The sequence below is a fragment of the Streptomyces sp. NPDC102437 genome (assembly GCF_044765565.1).
Lineage (GTDB): Bacteria > Actinomycetota > Actinomycetes > Streptomycetales > Streptomycetaceae > Streptomyces.
Map to the genome: position 1 here is coordinate 1 of NZ_JBIWKI010000026.1, position 16,175 is coordinate 16,175.

20 protein-coding genes and 1 pseudogene are annotated in these 16,175 nt (G+C 70.0%); 8 read left to right on the forward strand and 13 right to left on the reverse strand.

Going from position 1 to position 16,175, the window contains the following annotated elements:
• Window positions 1-183 precede the first annotated feature (183 nt).
• The 5 genes from ACIRJP_RS28275 to ACIRJP_RS28295 form a co-directional block, all read right to left on the reverse strand.
• Window positions 184-588 carry a PPOX class F420-dependent oxidoreductase gene (locus ACIRJP_RS28275; protein WP_404179847.1) on the reverse strand — a complete coding sequence of 135 codons (405 nt, stop codon included), beginning with the start codon at window positions 586-588 and terminating at the stop codon, window positions 184-186.
• 34 nt (window positions 589-622) lie between these two features.
• A complete protein-coding gene (locus ACIRJP_RS28280; protein ID WP_404179850.1) occupies window positions 623-1,174 on the reverse strand; it encodes a hypothetical protein in 552 nt (183 codons plus the stop codon).
• A gap of 112 nt (window positions 1,175-1,286) precedes the next feature.
• Window positions 1,287-1,829 (reverse strand): 2-C-methyl-D-erythritol 2,4-cyclodiphosphate synthase, encoded by a 543-nt coding sequence (gene ispF / locus ACIRJP_RS28285; RefSeq protein ID WP_404179853.1) that lies wholly within the window; start codon window positions 1,827-1,829, stop codon window positions 1,287-1,289.
• Window positions 1,819-2,565, reverse strand: a complete 747-nt coding sequence (gene ispD, locus ACIRJP_RS28290) for a 2-C-methyl-D-erythritol 4-phosphate cytidylyltransferase (protein WP_404179856.1) — start codon at window positions 2,563-2,565, stop codon at window positions 1,819-1,821. The genes ispF and ispD overlap by 11 nt, the downstream gene beginning before the upstream one ends.
• A 375-nt stretch (window positions 2,566-2,940) precedes the next feature.
• Window positions 2,941-3,423 carry a CarD family transcriptional regulator gene (locus ACIRJP_RS28295; RefSeq protein ID WP_006380568.1) on the reverse strand — a complete coding sequence of 161 codons (483 nt, stop codon included), beginning with the start codon at window positions 3,421-3,423 and terminating at the stop codon, window positions 2,941-2,943.
• Window positions 3,424-4,063: 640 nt separating this feature from the next.
• Here ACIRJP_RS28295 and ACIRJP_RS28300 point away from each other — a divergent pair.
• Complete coding sequence (locus ACIRJP_RS28300) at window positions 4,064-4,702, forward strand: DUF461 domain-containing protein (RefSeq protein ID WP_404179859.1); 639 nt, start codon at window positions 4,064-4,066, stop codon at window positions 4,700-4,702.
• Between the two features lie 128 nt (window positions 4,703-4,830).
• On the opposite strand, the gene ACIRJP_RS28305 is transcribed toward ACIRJP_RS28300, so the two are convergent.
• Window positions 4,831-5,511, reverse strand: coding sequence for a response regulator transcription factor (locus ACIRJP_RS28305; RefSeq protein WP_072487966.1), 681 nt, complete (start codon window positions 5,509-5,511; stop codon window positions 4,831-4,833).
• A complete protein-coding gene (locus ACIRJP_RS28310; RefSeq protein ID WP_404179862.1) occupies window positions 5,508-6,785 on the reverse strand; it encodes a sensor histidine kinase in 1,278 nt (425 codons plus the stop codon). Before ACIRJP_RS28310 ends, ACIRJP_RS28305 begins: the two co-directional genes overlap by 4 nt.
• Window positions 6,786-6,983: 198 nt before the next feature.
• Between ACIRJP_RS28310 and phoU the strand changes: the two genes are divergently transcribed.
• Together phoU and ACIRJP_RS28320 are read left to right on the forward strand one after the other, a co-directional pair.
• A complete protein-coding gene (phoU, locus tag ACIRJP_RS28315; protein ID WP_404179865.1) occupies window positions 6,984-7,661 on the forward strand; it encodes a phosphate signaling complex protein PhoU in 678 nt (225 codons plus the stop codon).
• A 236-nt stretch (window positions 7,662-7,897) separates the two neighbouring features.
• The gene (locus ACIRJP_RS28320; protein ID WP_177328251.1) at window positions 7,898-8,047 is read left to right on the forward strand and encodes a hypothetical protein; all 150 of its coding nucleotides are present in this window, start codon (window positions 7,898-7,900) and stop codon (window positions 8,045-8,047) included.
• 122 nt (window positions 8,048-8,169) lie between these two features.
• Here the strand turns inward: ACIRJP_RS28320 and ACIRJP_RS28325 are convergent, their stop codons facing one another.
• Window positions 8,170-9,489: an MDR family MFS transporter gene (locus ACIRJP_RS28325; protein ID WP_404179868.1), complete on the reverse strand. Its 1,320-nt coding sequence runs from the start codon at window positions 9,487-9,489 to the stop codon at window positions 8,170-8,172.
• A gap of 236 nt (window positions 9,490-9,725) precedes the next feature.
• On the opposite strand from ACIRJP_RS28325, the gene ACIRJP_RS28330 reads away from it, so the two are divergent.
• Together ACIRJP_RS28330 and ACIRJP_RS28335 are read left to right on the forward strand one after the other, a co-directional pair.
• The gene (locus ACIRJP_RS28330; protein WP_404179871.1) at window positions 9,726-10,487 is read left to right on the forward strand and encodes a phosphoglyceromutase; all 762 of its coding nucleotides are present in this window, start codon (window positions 9,726-9,728) and stop codon (window positions 10,485-10,487) included.
• A 313-nt stretch (window positions 10,488-10,800) separates the two neighbouring features.
• The gene (locus ACIRJP_RS28335) at window positions 10,801-11,223 is read left to right on the forward strand and encodes a DUF4231 domain-containing protein (protein WP_404179874.1); all 423 of its coding nucleotides are present in this window, start codon (window positions 10,801-10,803) and stop codon (window positions 11,221-11,223) included.
• Between the two features lie 184 nt (window positions 11,224-11,407).
• Here the strand turns inward: ACIRJP_RS28335 and ACIRJP_RS28340 are convergent, their stop codons facing one another.
• On the reverse strand, window positions 11,408-11,815 hold the full coding sequence (locus ACIRJP_RS28340) for a hypothetical protein (RefSeq protein WP_404179877.1): 408 nt from the start codon (window positions 11,813-11,815) through the stop codon (window positions 11,408-11,410).
• Window positions 11,812-12,468, reverse strand: a complete 657-nt coding sequence (locus tag ACIRJP_RS28345; protein WP_404179880.1) for a hypothetical protein — start codon at window positions 12,466-12,468, stop codon at window positions 11,812-11,814. The genes ACIRJP_RS28340 and ACIRJP_RS28345 overlap by 4 nt, the downstream gene beginning before the upstream one ends.
• A 136-nt stretch (window positions 12,469-12,604) precedes the next feature.
• Between ACIRJP_RS28345 and ACIRJP_RS28350 the strand changes: the two genes are divergently transcribed.
• Entirely contained in the window at window positions 12,605-12,853 is a 249-nt protein-coding gene (locus tag ACIRJP_RS28350; protein WP_093540260.1) for a hypothetical protein, read from the forward strand.
• Window positions 12,850-13,092, forward strand: coding sequence for a hypothetical protein (locus ACIRJP_RS28355; protein WP_351258437.1), 243 nt, complete (start codon window positions 12,850-12,852; stop codon window positions 13,090-13,092). Before ACIRJP_RS28350 ends, ACIRJP_RS28355 begins: the two co-directional genes overlap by 4 nt.
• A 19-nt stretch (window positions 13,093-13,111) precedes the next feature.
• Here the strand turns inward: ACIRJP_RS28355 and ACIRJP_RS28360 are convergent, their stop codons facing one another.
• Both ACIRJP_RS28360 and ACIRJP_RS28365 read right to left on the reverse strand, forming a co-directional pair.
• On the reverse strand, window positions 13,112-13,453 hold the full coding sequence (locus ACIRJP_RS28360; protein ID WP_404179884.1) for an SCO0607 family lipoprotein: 342 nt from the start codon (window positions 13,451-13,453) through the stop codon (window positions 13,112-13,114).
• 112 nt (window positions 13,454-13,565) lie between these two features.
• Window positions 13,566-14,357, reverse strand: coding sequence for a hypothetical protein (locus tag ACIRJP_RS28365; RefSeq protein WP_404179887.1), 792 nt, complete (start codon window positions 14,355-14,357; stop codon window positions 13,566-13,568).
• Window positions 14,358-14,545: 188 nt separating this feature from the next.
• On the opposite strand from ACIRJP_RS28365, the gene ACIRJP_RS28370 reads away from it, so the two are divergent.
• A complete protein-coding gene (locus ACIRJP_RS28370) occupies window positions 14,546-15,556 on the forward strand; it encodes a phosphotransferase family protein (protein WP_404179890.1) in 1,011 nt (336 codons plus the stop codon).
• Between the two features lie 39 nt (window positions 15,557-15,595).
• On the opposite strand, the pseudogene ACIRJP_RS28375 reads toward ACIRJP_RS28370, so the two are convergent.
• Window positions 15,596-15,974 (reverse strand): annotated as a pseudogene (locus ACIRJP_RS28375) (hypothetical protein); the annotation flags it as partial.
• Between the last annotated feature and the right edge of the window lie 201 nt (window positions 15,975-16,175).

The following is a 16,175-nucleotide window of genomic DNA, read 5'->3' on the forward strand; positions in this document are numbered from 1 at the left end:
TGGACGGTCGCGCCACAGAGGTAGATCGAGACACAGCCCGCTGTGAGCGGTACGAAGTCACGGATCTGCCGGGCGCTGGTGTCGTACAGGCGAATAGTCACGCCTCAAGGGTAGTGGGCGCGCACCAGTGCCCCGCGACCCCTTGGGGATCGCGGGGGAACAAGTTTGTCGCGGCGGGGTCCGTCAGATGCTTCCGACGACCTTGCGCGGGGTGATCCGGACGACCACGCGCTCGGCGTCGTCGACGGAGGCGGGGTTGAAGTCCGCGTACGCCTTGCCGGTGTACTTCCGGGACAGCTCGTCGATGAGTTCCTGGCCGCCCTCGGTGCTCAGAGCGGCGGTGCCGCGGATCTCGGCGTACGTGTACGGGGCGGCGAAGGGCTGCACGACGACGGTGACCCGCGGGTCGCGGCGCAGGTTCTTCTCCTTGCGGCGGCCGACCGTCGTCGAGATGAGCACGTCGTCGCCGTCGCGCCTGACCCAGACCGGGGAGACCTGGGGGCTGCCGTCGGGCTGGATGGTGGCGACGGTGACGAAGACGGGGGTGTCGAGAAGCGCCTTGAGTTCTTCGGAGAGTGCGGCGGTCATGGCGTACGTCCTCCAGTGGGATCGGTGGGTTCCTCTACCCGTACCCCAACCGCGTCCCGGCGCTCCCGCTTCCCGCCCCGATGTTGAAGGCGAACTGGGTGGCGGTGAGGAGGCGGAGGTGGGGGGTGCCTCTCGCGGTGGGGCCGGTGGCGGGTCCAGGGGCGGGGCCGGTGACGGGTCCGGTGGTCACGGGGTCACTGCGCCGGTCTTCCCGCGCGGCCGCGGACCGTCGCCGCCGTGAGGACGGCCAGCGCGCCCAGGGCGGCGAGCGCGGCGGCGGGGGGAAGCGGTCCGCGACCCACTGCGGATTGGGCGGCGCCTGGGGCCCGCGGTCGCGCACCGCGCCGGTGGCGACGATCTCGCCGTCGCCCTCGACGACCAGCAGGGTGCAGCGGTCCGGGCGCAGGTAGGCGGCCGCGGGGTCGATCATGTCGGCGTGCCAGCGCGGCACGTAACCGGACTTCAGGTCGCGGTAGACGGTGTCGAGCATCATGGCCCGCGCACCGCCGAGGTCGGCGGGAGTGGCGGTGCGCAGTACGTACCCGTCGGCTCCGGCCCGCACCGGCGCCACCGTCGTCGTGCTCATCGGCGAGCCCACCGTCCTCGTACGACGCATCGCTTGCCGCCCAGCGTACGTGCAATTGATGTGCAACAAGGTCGGGGCCCCGAAGGCCCCGGCAGGTCAGGGCCGTGCGGGCTCAGCCGGCGCGGTAGACCAGCGCGGTCGCGATCCCGGCGATGCCCTCGCCCCGGCCGGTGAAGCCGAGCCCGTCGGAGGTGGCCGCGGAGAGCGAGACGGGCGCTCCGACGGCGGCCGACAACACCTTCTGCGCCTCGTCGCGCCGCTTGCCGATCTTCGGCCGTACGCCGACGACCTGGACGGCGACATTGCCGATCTCGAAACCCCCGGCCCGCACGATCCGGGCCGCCTCGGTCAGCAGGGTCACCCCGGCGGCGCCGGACCACTCGGGCCGCCCGGTGCCGAAGTGCTGCCCGAGGTCGCCGAGCCCGGCGGCCGAGAAGAGCGCGTTGCACGCGGCGTGCGCGACGACATCGGCGTCGGAGTGCCCGGCCAGCCCCGGCCCCTCGCCCTCCCAGCGCAGCCCCGCGCACCACAGCTCGCGGCCCTCCTCGAAGGCGTGGATGTCGGTGCCGATCCCGACCTGCGGGATCACCGGCCCGGTCCGTTCCGCGGGAGCCGCCGCGGCTCCCGCGCGCCCCAACGTTTCCTCAGAAGCCATCGTTCGCCCTCCTGCGTGCGAGTACCGCCTCGGCCAGCACCAGATCCAGCGGCCGGGTCACCTTGAACGCCTCTTCGTGCCCGGGTACGACCACCACGGGCGCCCCGAGCTGCTCCACCATGCCCGCGTCGTCCGTCGCGCCCTCGCCGCTGACGGCGACGGTCCCGTGCGCCCGCACGAGCGTGTCGCGGTCGAAGCCCTGCGGGGTCTGCACGGCACGCAGCCTGGCCCGCACGGGCGTCCCGAGCACCGGCTCCGGCTCCCCCGGCGCACCGGGCTCGACCTCCTTGACGGTGTCGGCCAGCGGCAGCGCGGGGACGACGGCGGGCGCCCCGTCCCGTACCGCCTCGATCACCGCGTCCACCGTGTCGACGGGCACCAGCGGGCGCGCCGCGTCGTGGACCAGGACGACGGAGACGTCCTCGGGCAGCGCGTCCACGCCGAGCCGCACCGACTCCTGTCGGGTGCCGCCGCCGGGCACCACGAGGTAGTCGGTGCGCTCGGGCAGGGCGTGCTCGTCGAGCAGGTTCTTGACCTCGTGGGCGCCGTCCGGCGGCGCGACGACCACGACCAGGGAGACGGCACGGGACGCCGCCATGGCCCGTACCGCGTGGATGAGCATGGGTGTACCGCCCAGCGCGCGGAGCGCCTTGGGGGCGCCCGGACCGAGCCGTACGCCGCGGCCGGCTGCGGGAATCACGGCGGCCGTGCGGTACGGACGCGGTTGATCAGACATCGATTGCACTCCGGGGCTTCGGCATGTTTGTTTCCACAGCCGACGTGGGTATGGCCACAAGCGAGCCGGGCGCCGTGCCCTGACTCGACGGGGCCCTTTCCGTGACACCCGGTCGAAGTCGGACAAGCCGCACCGGCGCTCGGGGTCGGCTGCGCAAGATCGCGAGCAACGTATCGGGGGTATCACCGATGAAGCCAACGCATCGGTGCGTCGGGACGTAATCCGGACAGGTTGCGCCAGAAATTCGGCCACGCCGCGGCTGTATCCAGCCATGCGGTGGCTGAAACCGAACATGCCGCGGCGCCCGACGACATACCGTGAATACGGTTGTCAGCGGGCACCGCGGCACATTGATTACGACCGGCGCGAGCCGGTTCAGGACGCGAGAACCTCGTCGAGCAGAGCCTCGGCCTTGTCTTCGTTCGTGTTCTCCGCGAGAGCGAGCTCGCTCACCAGAATCTGGCGAGCCTTGGCGAGCATGCGCTTCTCACCTGCGGAGAGTCCACGCTCGCGCTCACGACGCCACAGGTCGCGGACCACTTCGGCGACCTTGATGACATCGCCGGAGGCGAGCTTCTCGAGATTTGCCTTGTAGCGCCGGGACCAGTTCGTCGGCTCTTCTGCGTACGGCGCGCGAAGCACCTCGAAGACCCGGTCCAGCCCCTCCTGCCCGACTACGTCGCGCACACCCACGAACTCCGCATTGTCCGCCGGCACACGAACCGTCAAGTCGCCCTGGGCGACCTTGAGCACCAAGTAGGTCTTGTCCACGCCTTTGATCTGGCGAGTTTCGATAGCCTCGATCAGCGCGGCCCCGTGATGGGGATAGACCACGGTGTCGCCAACCTTGAACGTCATGTGACAGGTACCCCTTCCGTGGCTATCAAGAGTAACACGAGAACTACTTCTCCTGAATGGCGTTTTCGCAGGTCAGGGCATATCTCGGGGCTTGACAACAGCGACACGCACGTGCTGCGGAAGGTTCACCGGGGGCGGAATTCGCAGGTCGGAGCCGTTGTGCGGGCGGGACGAAACACACACGACACGCACATCCGAACCACACTCCGAAGGTGACGAACATCCCGTTTTGTCGGGTTCCGGATGGTGAACTTTCCGTACTCCGTTCGGGGATCGATCACCCGTACGGAGGTAAGTGCCGTTGATCAATGGAATTGATCAACGGTGCGGCGTGATCGGTTATGCACACGGAATGCGCCACGCTCCATGAATTGATCACCGGCGATATGTGAACGGCATGTGACGGGCCGTTTCGGCGGCTGCCGGGCTCGCAAACCTTTGCCGGGACCGGGCCGCCGAACGGTATAGCCGCGGGAAGTGCCCGCGAGCGCCGGGGCCACCGGGATCGTCCTCAGGGGCGGGTCGGGTGCGGGGCCGGGCGGGCGGCTCGGTAGCCTAAGGCCGCTGACACACCCTTAGGGCGGCTTTACGTCGCTCCCCACCCGTCCGCAGTCCGAACGTTCAAGGAGTTGCCGCCGCCGTGAGCCGCAGCCTTCGACACGGCGCTCTCGCCGCCACAGCCATCGTGTTCTCGATCGCCTCGCTCGCCGCGTGCGGCGCGGGCAATGACGCCGCGACGCTCAAGGTCAGGCCGGACACTGCTGCCACCACCATCGGTGACATCAGCATCCAGAACGCGAACGTCGTCACCCAGCCCGAGCTCACCGCCCAGGGCCCGGCCGTCGTCGCCGCGACGCTGTTCAACAACGGCACGAAGCCGCAGACCCTGGAAGCCATCACGCTGCCTGGTTCGAGCGCCTCGGTCCAGCTGCACGCCGCCAAGGGCGCCGGCCCGGTCGTCGTCCCGGCCGGCGGCTCGGTGCTCCTGGGCGGCAAGGGCAACGCCTCCGCCGTCATCGAGAACGGCAGCGAGGCCGCCCAGGCGGGCAATGTGCAGCAGGTCGTCTTCAAGTTCAGCTCGGCGGGCGAGGTCCCGCTCGGCGCGTTCGTCGTGCCGGCGAAGAGCTACTTCACGGGCTACGGACCGAGCACGCTGCCCGAGACCCCGGAGAAGTCGGCGGGGGCCACGCCGACCGGTTCCGCCACGGCCCCCGCCGCCGGGTCGGAGGGCGACAGCGCCTCGGAGTCGGAGAACGGCGCGGACACGCAGACCGACTGACCTGCCGACCGCAGACCGACCGGCCTGTCGGCCACGTAACGACAGCGCCGCGCGGACACCCGCGAACGGAACGGCGGAGGGCGCCTCCCATCCGGGGGGCGCCCTCCGCCATCGGCGCATCAGGCGATCTACGGCTCGAACTTGTACCCCAGGCCGCGCACCGTCACCAGGAAGCGCGGGGCGCCCGGGTCCGGCTCGATCTTGGCGCGCAGGCGCTTGACGTGGACATCGAGGGTCTTGGTGTCCCCCACGTAGTCCGCGCCCCACACCCGGTCGATCAGCTGCATGCGGGTCAGCACCCGGCCCGCGTTGCGCAGCAGCATCTCCAGCAGGTCGAACTCCTTGAGCGGGAGGTCGACCTTGCCGCCGGCGACGGTGACGACGTGACGGTCCACGTCCATCCGCACCGGGCCTGCCTCCAGGGCGGCCGGGGTGACCTCCTCCGGCTCGCCGCGGCGGCGCAGCACCGCGCGGATGCGGGCGACCAGCTCCCGCGAGGAGAACGGCTTGGTCACGTAGTCGTCGGCTCCTATTTCCAGGCCGACCACCTTGTCGATCTCGCTGTCCTTCGCCGTGACCATGATCACGGGGACATTGGACCTGCTGCGCAGCTGACGGCAGACCTCCGTGCCGGGCAGGCCCGGCAGCATCAGGTCGAGCAGGACGAGGTCGGCGCCGTTGCGCTCGAACTCGTCAAGCCCGTCCGGGCCCGTGGCCGCGATGGCGACCTCGAAGCCTTCCTTGCGGAGCATGTAGGACAGGGCGTCGCTGAAGGATTCCTCATCCTCGACGACGAGCACTCGGGTCACGGAAGGACCTCCGGGGCAGGGAATGGTTCAAGGGTGTCGGCGTGGGCGGGTCCATGGGGGCCGCCCTCGTCGCCGTTGACGACGGGCGTTCCGCCCGAGCTGCGGTCCCGTTCCCGTACGGAGCCCGCTTCGGGCAGCCGCAGGGTGAAGGTGGAGCCCTGGCCCTCCGAGCTCCAGACCGTGACCTCCCCGCCGTGCGAGGCGGCCACGTGCTTGACGATGGCGAGGCCGAGGCCGGTGCCACCGGTGGCCCGTGAGCGGGCCGGGTCGACGCGGTAGAAGCGTTCGAAGACCCGCTCGCGGTCCTTCTCCGAGATGCCGATGCCCTGGTCGGTCACGGCTATCTCGATCTGGTCCCCGCCGGGCACGGACAGTCGCCTGGCGGCGATGCCCACTCGGGTGCGGGCGGGACTGTAGTTGACGGCGTTCTCGACGAGATTGCCGAGCGCCGCGGCGAGCTGGCCGCGGTTGCCCCAGATACGGAGCTCCGCGGTGCCGCCCGCCGCCATGGTGATCTGCTTGGAGCCGGCCTGCTGACGGCAGCGGTCGATGGCCTCGGCCACCAGCTCGTCCACCCGGACCGGTTCGGCGTCCTCCAGCGGGTCGTCGTTCTGCACCCGCGAGAGGTCGATGATCTCCTGGACGAGGTTGGTCAGCCGGGTCGCCTCGATCTGCATCCGGCCCGCGAATCGTTCCACCGCCTCCGGGTCGTCGGAGGCGTCCATCACGGCCTCGGAGAGCAGCGAGAGCGCGCCGACCGGGGTCTTGAGTTCATGGCTGACGTTGGCGACGAAGTCACGACGTACCGCCTCTATCCGGCGGGCCTCGGTGAGGTCCTCGACCAGCAGGAGCACCAGCCGGGAGCCGAGCGGGGCGACCCGGGCGGAGACCGCGAGGGCCTCGCCGCGGCCCGTACCGCGCCGCGGAAGGTCCAGTTCCACCTGCCGTATCTCGCCGTCGCGGCGGGTGTCCCTGGCCATGTTCAGCATCGCGTCGACGGCGAGCCGCCCGCCCCTGACCAGTCCCAGCGCATAGGCGGCGGAGCTGGCCTTGACCACGCTGTCGCTCTCGTCGAGCACGACCGCCGAGGAGCTGAGCACGGACAGGACCGTGTCCACTCCGGGCGGCAGGGGTGCGTTGCTGTCGGGCCGCATGGAGGTCCGCGTCGGCTTCTTCTGGTCGCGCTCGCTCCAGCGGAACGCAAGCATGGCGATCACGCCGGTACACGCACCGCCGATCGCCGCAGCTGCGGCGACTGCCGCGTTCACGTCCATACGTCAAGGTTATGCGGGTGTCGGAGCACTCTCCCAGCCATCCGAGTGCCTGTCCGAACACTCGTCGCCCAGAGTTCACCGAGGAGCAAGGGTTGGTTCACTTGGGCGGCCGGAAGCCGACGCGTACGCCACTCAGGGTGGCAGCGTGGGGTTCGAACCGTGCCCCGGCCTTACTCAGAGGACTGGAGAGGGACTTCCATGCGTGACGCGTACCACGAGGAACTCGACTCGATCGGAGAAGGGCTGGTCGAGATGGCCCGCCTCGTCGGGTCGGCGATCGGCCGGGCGACGACGTCCATGCTCGATGCCGATCTCAAGCTCGCGGAGAGCGTGATCGCCGCGGACCAGAAGGTCGACGACCTTCAGCACGACCTGGAGGCGCGGGCCATCGCCCTGCTCGCGCGGCAGCAGCCCGTGGCGACGGACCTGCGCATCGTGGTCACCTCCCTGCGGATGAGCGCCGACCTGGAGCGCTCCGGCGACCTCGCCCAGCACGTCGCCAAGCTGACCCGGCTGCGGTTCCCGCACTCGGCGGTCCCGAACGACCTGCACGCCACCATCCTGGAGATGGGGCAGCTGGCACAGCGCCTGATGGCCAAGGCCGCCGAGGTGATCATCACCAAGGACGTCGACCTCGCGCTCCAGCTGGAGCAGGACGACGACGAGATGGATCTGCTGCACCGCACGCTGTTCCAGCACCTGATGGACGACCGCTGGAAGCACGGCATCGAGACGGCCGTGGACGTGACGCTGCTCGGCCGCTACTACGAGCGCTTCGCGGACCACGCGGTGTCGGTCGCCAAGCGGGTCGTGTACCTGGTGACGGGCGAACACGCCGACGAGATCCAGCAGCAGACGCCGGTGGAAGGCGCGTGACGGAGGTGGCCGACCGAAGCGCGTGAGCGAGGCGCCTGACCGGAGCGCGCAGCCGGGGCGCGCACGGGCGTGCGCGGGCGCATCGGGTCGCACAAATGTTTCCGCGTGTGTGCGCCGTTGATGCGCCCGCCGGGTTGGGCATCCAATGGGGTGGGGCGGCACGCCTTGTCCGTACGCCCCGGTCGTACGCGCGCCTTCGCGCCGTACGGCCCTGTCGTACGCATTGAGGAGGAACCATGGCCGATTCCCCCACGACCGACCCTCAGCAGGAGGCGCCCGCCGAAGTGGTGCACCTGACCCTGCTCGGCGCCTGCGGCTGCGGCTCGGGCTGCGGCTGCGGCTGCCAGTCCGGGGCCCCGTGCCAGTGCGGTGGCTGCTGCGGCTGACCTGCTGCCACGCGATGCCGAGTACGCCCCGCGCGGAGACGGAACGCTCCGCGCGGGGTGCCGCGGTGCGCGGAGACGGAACGCTCCGCGCGGGGTGCCGCGGTGCGCGGCGTGAGACCGCCTCAGCCCATCCGCTCCACGGCGGGCTCGGTCTTCGTGCCCGTCGAGGAGCCCCCGCCGCTCCCTGCCACCCGGCTGCCGCCCTCGGGCGCAGGGGCCGCCCCTTCCGCCCCCGGCAGGTTCCGCATCAGCAGCCAGTAGCCCAGCGCGGCCCCGGTCCCCAGGACCGCGCACGCGCCCCACAGCCACTGCGCCCCGAAGCGGTCGATCACCAGGCCCGACATCAGCGGCGCGATCAGCGCGGCCGCTGACCACGACATCGTGTACATGCCCTGGTAGCGGCCCCGGCCCCGGGCGGGGGACAGCCGGACGACCAGGCTGCTCTGGATCGGCGAGTTGACGATCTCGGCGACCGTCCAGACGCAGATGGTCAGCGCGTAGACGGCCACCGACCCGGCGAACGCGGTCAGCCCGAATCCGTACCCCGCCAGCAGCGACGACACGACGAGCAGCCGGCGCGGGTCGCGGTGCTGGATGAAGCGGGTGACGGGGATCTGGAGCACCACGATCAGCACCCCGTTGACGGCGACCGCGGTACCGAAGTCGGAGCTGGAGAACCCGTCCGTCCCCATGGCCACCGGCAGCCCCACGTACCCCTGCTGAAAGATCAGCGCGATGACGAAGGACAGCCCGACGACGCTCATGAACCGGCCGTCGCGCAGCACGGTGGAGAGCCGGACCTCGTCCGCACCGTCGTCGACCGGGAGCCCGGCCACCACCGGCTTGTCCGGCCGTGACTCCGGCACCTTCAGGAAGACGACGACGGCGCAGAACAACGTCATCGCGGCCTCGCCGAGGAACCCGGCGAGATAGCTGTACTCGGCGACGAACCCGGCCCCGGCCGACGAGACGGCGAAGCCCATGTTGATGGCCCAGTAATTGAGCGAGAAGGCCCGCACCCGGTCCTCGGGCCGGACGATGTCGGCCATCATCGCCTGCACGGCGGGCCGCGACGCGTTGCTGGCCATGCCGACGAAGAAGGCGACCGCCGCGATCGCCACCGGGTGGACCATGAACCCGAGCACGGCCACGGACACGGCCGTCGAGGTCTGCGCGATGAGCATCGTGGGCCGGCGGCCGAGCCGGTCGGTCATCACCCCGGCCCCGAGCGAGGAGACCACCCCGCCGAGCCCGTGCAGCGCGGCGACCAGCCCGGCGTACGAGGCCGAGTAGCCCCGGTCCAGGGTCAGGTAGAGCGCCATGAACGTGGCGACGAACGCTCCGAGCCGGTTGACCAGCGTGCTCGTCCACAGCCACCAGAACTGCCTGGGGAGCCCGGACACGGATTCGTGTGCGGCCCGTCTGAGACCGGCGACAGACATGCGGCATCCCCCCAGGGACGTACGGAACGGACACCGCCGGTAAGAGTCCCGACGACTGTCCGAACATTACGAATCCCGGATTCCGGTACGCCAGTCAATTGACACCGACCGTCAATCGTCCCGCCCCACCCGCTGCCCTCTTCCCCTGCCGCCTCTCTGTCCGCCCACTGCCTGCCCCCTGTCCGCCCTGTGACCGGCCGCGCAGGGCTCGTACGGGTTCGATTACTCTCGGGCCCATGGCCGACGCACCGTACAAGCTGATCCTCCTCCGCCACGGCGAGAGCGAATGGAACGCGAAGAACCTGTTCACCGGCTGGGTGGACGTCAATCTCACGGAGAAGGGCGAGAAGGAGGCAGTCCGCGGCGGTGAGCTGCTCAAGGACGCCGGTCTGCTCCCCGATGTCCTGCACACCTCCCTCCAGAAGCGCGCCATCCGCACCGCGCAGCTCGCGCTGGAGTCCGCGGACCGCCACTGGATCCCGGTCCACCGCTCCTGGCGGCTGAACGAGCGCCACTACGGCGCGCTGCAGGGCAAGGACAAGGCCCAGACGCTCGCCGAGTTCGGCGAGGAGCAGTTCATGCTCTGGCGCCGCTCCTACGACACCCCGCCGCCCGCCCTCGAGGACGGCACCGAGTTCTCGCAGAGCGACGACCCGCGCTACGCGACGATCCCGCCGGAGCTGCGCCCGCGCACCGAGTGCCTCAAGGACGTCGTCACCCGCATGCTGCCGTACTGGTACGACGACATCGTGCCGGACCTGCTCGACGGCCGGACCGTCCTGATCGCCGCCCACGGCAACAGCCTCCGGGCCCTGGTCAAGCACCTCGACGGCATCTCCGACGCCGACATCGCGGGCCTGAACATCCCGACCGGCATCCCGCTCGTCTACGAGCTGGACGCCGATTTCCGCCCCGTGAAGCCGGGCGGCACGTACCTCGACCCGGACGCGGCGAAGGCCGCCATCGAGGCCGTGAAGAACCAGGGCAAGAAGAAGTAGGAAAAAGCGATCATGCCTCCCATCTGCACTTTCCGTGCTGGTGGGAGGCATTTTTCACGCCCCGGGTCCACTGTGGGCCCTCAGCGCGGCGGATGGCGGAGGCCACCTCCCCGTAAGGGAGTCACACACCCCACACCTCGATCACCTTCCGTAGTAGAGGCTATCGAGCGGCTACGCTCGGGAACCCCGCGATGCCGGGGCAGCGTCTACCGGGGAGCGAACTGCAAGGTGGCGACAGAGCTTTGGGGGCGGAGTGCAGCCGGACGGTGGACTAGGCGTTGGTCTCAGCCCGAGTGAGGCAGCCGCCCTCCTGTTGGACAAGATTCGGCAAGGTAACAGCTACGCCCGCGGTAAGAAGAAACGGTTCAGTCGAAGCGCCGCCGTCACCAAGGTGGCAACGCTTGTACTGTCCGCTGCGTCCACCGTCATCCTGGGCCTGCAGAATCTCAACGCGTGGGCTGGTCTGGCCTTGGCGTGTGTGGCGCTGGTGACGTTGCTAGGAGCCGTCGAACCGTTCTTCAATTGGCGCTCGCGGTGGGTTCTGATGGAGGAGGCGCAGTACCGGTTCCAGCGGCTTGCCGATGACCTCGAATACCTCGTGGCATCGACGGCCGCCGACGAGCTCACGTTCGATCAGCTGAGCGAGATCTTCGGTCGGTATCAGGTGATCTGGGACGACCTGAGCCGCACCTGGCTGGAGCATCGTCGGGAACCCACGCCGTCGGCCAATACCTAGAGGCACCTTCGAGCAAGCCGCGCCCGAAGCCGAGGCCCCCGTCCCGTCCCGTCCTTCCCCACGGAGACGGCCGGCGCGGCGGTCCGGAGCGGAAAAGCCCCCCGGCCGGGGCGCTGGGCCCTCTTTGGGACCTCCGAGAACGATCAACAGTGGCAGACCACGACAGGTAACGAGCACCCGGCGCTCACCCGCCCTGTTCGCCCCGGTCGCCGCACAGGCCGTCGAGCTCGGCGGCGAGGGCCGCGTCCCGCATGCCCGGCAGGGCGTAGCCCTCGTTCTCGTCCCAGGGGATGTCACTGTCGTCCATGTGGACGTGCCACTGCGCTCCCCCGACGGCGCGGCGCAACTCGGTGACGGAGTCGAGCACATGGGCTGTCACCGGCAGCCACCGGCCGGGGTCGCCCGACAGTTTCGTGGAGCCGGCGAGGATCTCGTCACCCTCGTCGTCGTCACCGCCGTACAGATACAGGCTCTCCTCGTCGTCGTACGGGAACGACTGAACGCGCGCGGCGACCACGCGCTCGACGGCGGCCGACTCGGTGGCCGTCAGCGGCTGTGCCCGGCGGGCGCTGTAGTAGATGGAAACGCTCATGGTCCGAGCGTAGGACAGGGGTGTGACAACACCGTCCCCGTCCTGCCGCCCCCCGACGCCTCCTCCACCCGCCCCGCGAGGCCGTCCCAGGGGCGGCACTCGACCACCGGAAGGCCGTGCCGGGCCGCCTGGCCGGCGAGCCAGTGCGAGTACGCGGCGCTGACCTGCGCGCGGTGGCGCTGTACACCGCTACCGGGCTCCCTGACCGCGTAGTTGGCGAGGATCTGTTCCGGATCCTGTTCGTGCAGGAACACCGCCCGCACCCGGCGGCCGGCCGACCGTCCCTCGCGGATCGCCTCCACCGCGGCGGCCGGGGTGAGGTAGTCGCCCTCGATCACGGCGGGGACGTCGACGGTCAGGCGGTTGCGGACCACGCCGAGCACCGCGGGTTCGAGGGCCCTGGCGGTGGCGATCTGGAGGTCCAGCACCTGGTCGACGGTGAGGCGCGCCGTTTCGGGGGCGGAGTCGAAGTGGTGGAGTGCAGGGTGGTGTTCGGGCGTCGTCATGGCCTCGACGGCGCTGACCACATCGTCGAACTCGACCAAGAACCCCTTCGACTCCGCCGATACACCGGCCAATTGGGCCGCCACCCGGCTCTTGCCGACGCCCGAAGCCCCACCGATCAGCAATATGTCCCATGTTGTCGCTGTCACGGGGCGACCGTATCGCGTGGGTTCCGTGTCCGCCGTCGGCGTCGGCGCTACCGTGACCCCGAGCACCGGCCCGCGCAAGGACGGAACCGACCGGACGGGCCGTGCGGAGGAAGCAAGGAGAGAGGGGAGAGCAACCATGGGCGAGCCCCTGAAAACCTTCGTCGGCGGTGCCGAGGTCGACGTGCCCAACAGCATTCCGGCCATCCGCGCCACGCTGCCCGAGGAGAGACGCGCGGAGTTCGACCGCGCCATCAACGAGGCGGGTGTGCACGAGATCCAGGCCGTGATGCGGCACTGGATGCTGGAGGCCGTACCCGATCCGGAGGCCGAGCGGATCCTGGACCGGCTGGCGCAGGACGAGGCCGAGAGGCGGAGCGTCGCTTGAGCTACCGCATCTCCTACGCACCGCCCGCCGACGACTCCCTGGCCAAGATGCGCGACGGGGAGACCTTCCGCACCGAGATGGCACGCACCCTGGGCCTCGACCCGTACGGACACGGGTCGTCGGCCGTCAAGAGCGAGCGCGACCGCCGCGAGGCGACGGTCGCCGGGGCGATCGTGCTCTATTACGTCTCCGGGACCGTCCTGATCGTCACCGTGGTGAGGCTCGTCCCGCTGCCCTGAACCGATGAGGGCCCGACTCCTAGGAACCGGCCGGGACTTCGATGATCCGGCCGTCCTTGTCCACGCTGTGGGTCCGCCAGTACACGTCCCACTTGTCGTCCACGTGCTCGGGGACCTTGCCCTTCGGGTACCGGACGTACCCCTTCGGCGGGTCCTCGTCCTCGGGCACGCAGGCCGATCCGGTGCCCCCGATCGTCATGACCGGGTACTCGCCGCCGCCGCAGATCGCGTCCTGCATCGAGCAGCCCGTGGTGAGCGCCGCCACGGTGGCGGCGGCCAGGGCGAGCCCGGCTGCGGAGCGGCTCAGGCGGCGCCCGCTCCTCGCGGACGCCACCCGGCCGAGTCTGCTGATCCCGTACATGTTCGCTCCTCGTTGCCGGACTGGTACTACCAGCCTGCCCGGGACACGAAACACCGATCATGAGTACGAATACTCACGCGTGGGGCAGCACGTACTCGTCAGCGCCAGGCCGCTACGCCAGCTTCGCGGCCTGCGCCTCGACCACCGCGGTCGGCAGCTCGAAGTCCTCGACCTCACCGGCGAGCACGGCCATGTTCATCGAGGAGAACGAGGCGAACGAGGTGCCCTGGCGCATGGCCACGAGCTTGACCTCGGCCTTCTCCCCGTCCTGTTCCAGCTGAACGGTCCAGGCCGCCGCCTCCTCGCCCCCCTTGACCTGCTCCTCGGTGATCTTGGTGACCTTCTGCTTCTCACCGGCTGCCGTGAACCCGAAGCCGCCGGCGCACTCGGTGGCAGCGGTGCGCAGCGCGGCCACCGACTCCTGCGCGCCCTTGCCGTCGTACGAACCGAGGGCCAGCTGCGTCGTCGTGATGTCGAACGCCGCCTTGAACGCATCCTCGGCGTCCCCGGCGTCCTGCTTCGCCAGGTCGCTCTTCTTCGGCTTGCTGACGACCGTGCGCTTGGTGAACGCGGCCGGTTCGCCGACCTGCGCGCCCATCAGCGCGTTGGTGAGCGGGGCACAGACCTCCTTCTCGGTCTTGATGTCGTCGACGGAGATCGTGTCCTTGGCCGCGGCCTTGGAGATCTCGTGCTCCTTGACGTCGCCCTGGGCCAGCGCGGCCTTCTCCAGCTCGGCGGCGCTCAGCGCCTTGACCGCGGGTGCGGCGGACGCGGACTCCTTGCCCTTGGCGTCCGCCCCCTTGTCACCGGAACCGGAGTCCGAGCCGCCACATGCGGTGGCGAACAGGGCCAGGGACACCGCGGTGGCGGCAACAGCGGTACGGCGTATGGCGGTGGAACGCATGGTCCAGTCCGTCTCTATGAGCAGGGTGTTCGGTTTTGCTCACTCTATGAGCGAAAAATGGTTTGATGATCAATCAAGTCGGGCAAGGGATGTGATCGTGACAGCGCTGTGATCATCCTGTGAATGCGCTGTCCTGCGAGGCGAGTTCACACCGGAACCGGAATCCGACACAGAGGTGCGATCACCCCATGCAGGCTGAGGGAACGACCCACGCCGTCCTCCGCTCCGTCGGCCTGACGGAGGACCGGATCGCCGCGTGCGAACCGCTCACCGGAGGCACGTTCAACACGGTCTCCCGGGTGACGCTCACGGACGGCAGCGACTGGGTGGTGAAGATACCGCCGCCCGCGACGCCCGGAACGCTGATGGGCTACGAGCGCGATCTGCTGGTCAACGAGGCCACGTTCCATGCCGTGGCGGACGGTTCGGCTCCAGTTCCCCGCGTCCTGCACAGCGAGCTCGACCCGGCCGCCCCCACCGGCCCGTACGTGATCATGTCGGCCTGTCCGGGCCGTCCCTGGAGCGAGTTCGCTCCCGGCTCGCTGTCCACCGCGGAGGAGCGCCGGCTCCGCGGCGACCTCGGGCGGATCGTCGCCCGGCTGCACGAGGTCACCCGCCCGGACGGATTCGGCTATCCCTCCCTGGCCCTGGGGCCGTTGGCCCCGACCTGGCGGCAGGCGTTCACCACGATGACCGACGCCGTCCTGGCCGACGCGGACACCTACCGGGCCCGGCTGCCACGTCCGACGTCCGCGATCCGTGCCCTGCTCGCCGCCGCGTCGCCGGTGCTCGACGACGTCGCACGGCCCGCCCTGGTCCACTTCGACCTGTGGCAGGGCAACCTACTCGTCGACGGTGGGCCGGAGGCGCGGCGCATCGGCGGGATCGTGGACGGCGAGCGGATGTTCTGGGGCGACCCGGTCGCCGACTTCGTATCGCTCGCCCTGTTCGAGGACATGGAGAAGGACGAGGACTTCCTCACCGGGTACGCGGAGGGCAGCGGGCGGCCGGTGGTGTTCGACGCGTCGGTACGGCTGCGGCTCGCGCTGTACCGCTGCTGTCTCTACCTGATCATGCTGGTGGAGACCGTCCCGCGCCGTGCTCCCCGGGTGGACCTGGACTGGGCGTGGACGCATGTCGCCCCGCAGCTCGAATCGGCCCTGGCGGACGTGGAGTCGGCGCTGCGGACCGGGGACTGAGCCACAACGCCGACCACCCCCCTTTGCCCGAGTCGGTCCTCAGCCGTCCAGGGCCCGCCGCGCCTCGTACAGATTGGGCGGCCACACCGCCTCCGGGGCGCCGTACGCCTCCAGCCAGGGGTGCAGGTCGCCGGTGAAGTCGGGCGACGTCGATCTGGTCGAACTCCGTCACCCCGCTGATGCCGACCGTCGCGCTGTACGGGGCGAGACCGTCGATCCGCATCAGGCCCGCCCGTCCGTTGGTGACCCGGATGCTCCAGTGCGTGAAGCGGGCGCCGAAGAGCGGCCCGGCGCCGGCGTCGCCGCCGTGCCGTCCGTTGTTCTCGACCGTGATGTCGGTGCGGACGTCGGCGAACGGCATCCCCCGGCGCGAGTCGAAGGTGCCCATCTCCATCACGCCGCGCGACCAGACGTTGTGGCGGACCCGCGCCTGCCGATGTTCCCCTTGCTCCCCCTTGTTCTCGATGAATCCGAGCGCCTTTCATTCATGTGAACGACGCTCATATCTGCGTCGGCGGTGAGCATGCCGTGCCGCTCCGGCGCACCGAAAGGGGCATGCACCGGAGGATCTTCAGGCATGTTCAGTGGGGATCTTCAGGCGGAGCAGGTCAGTTGGAGC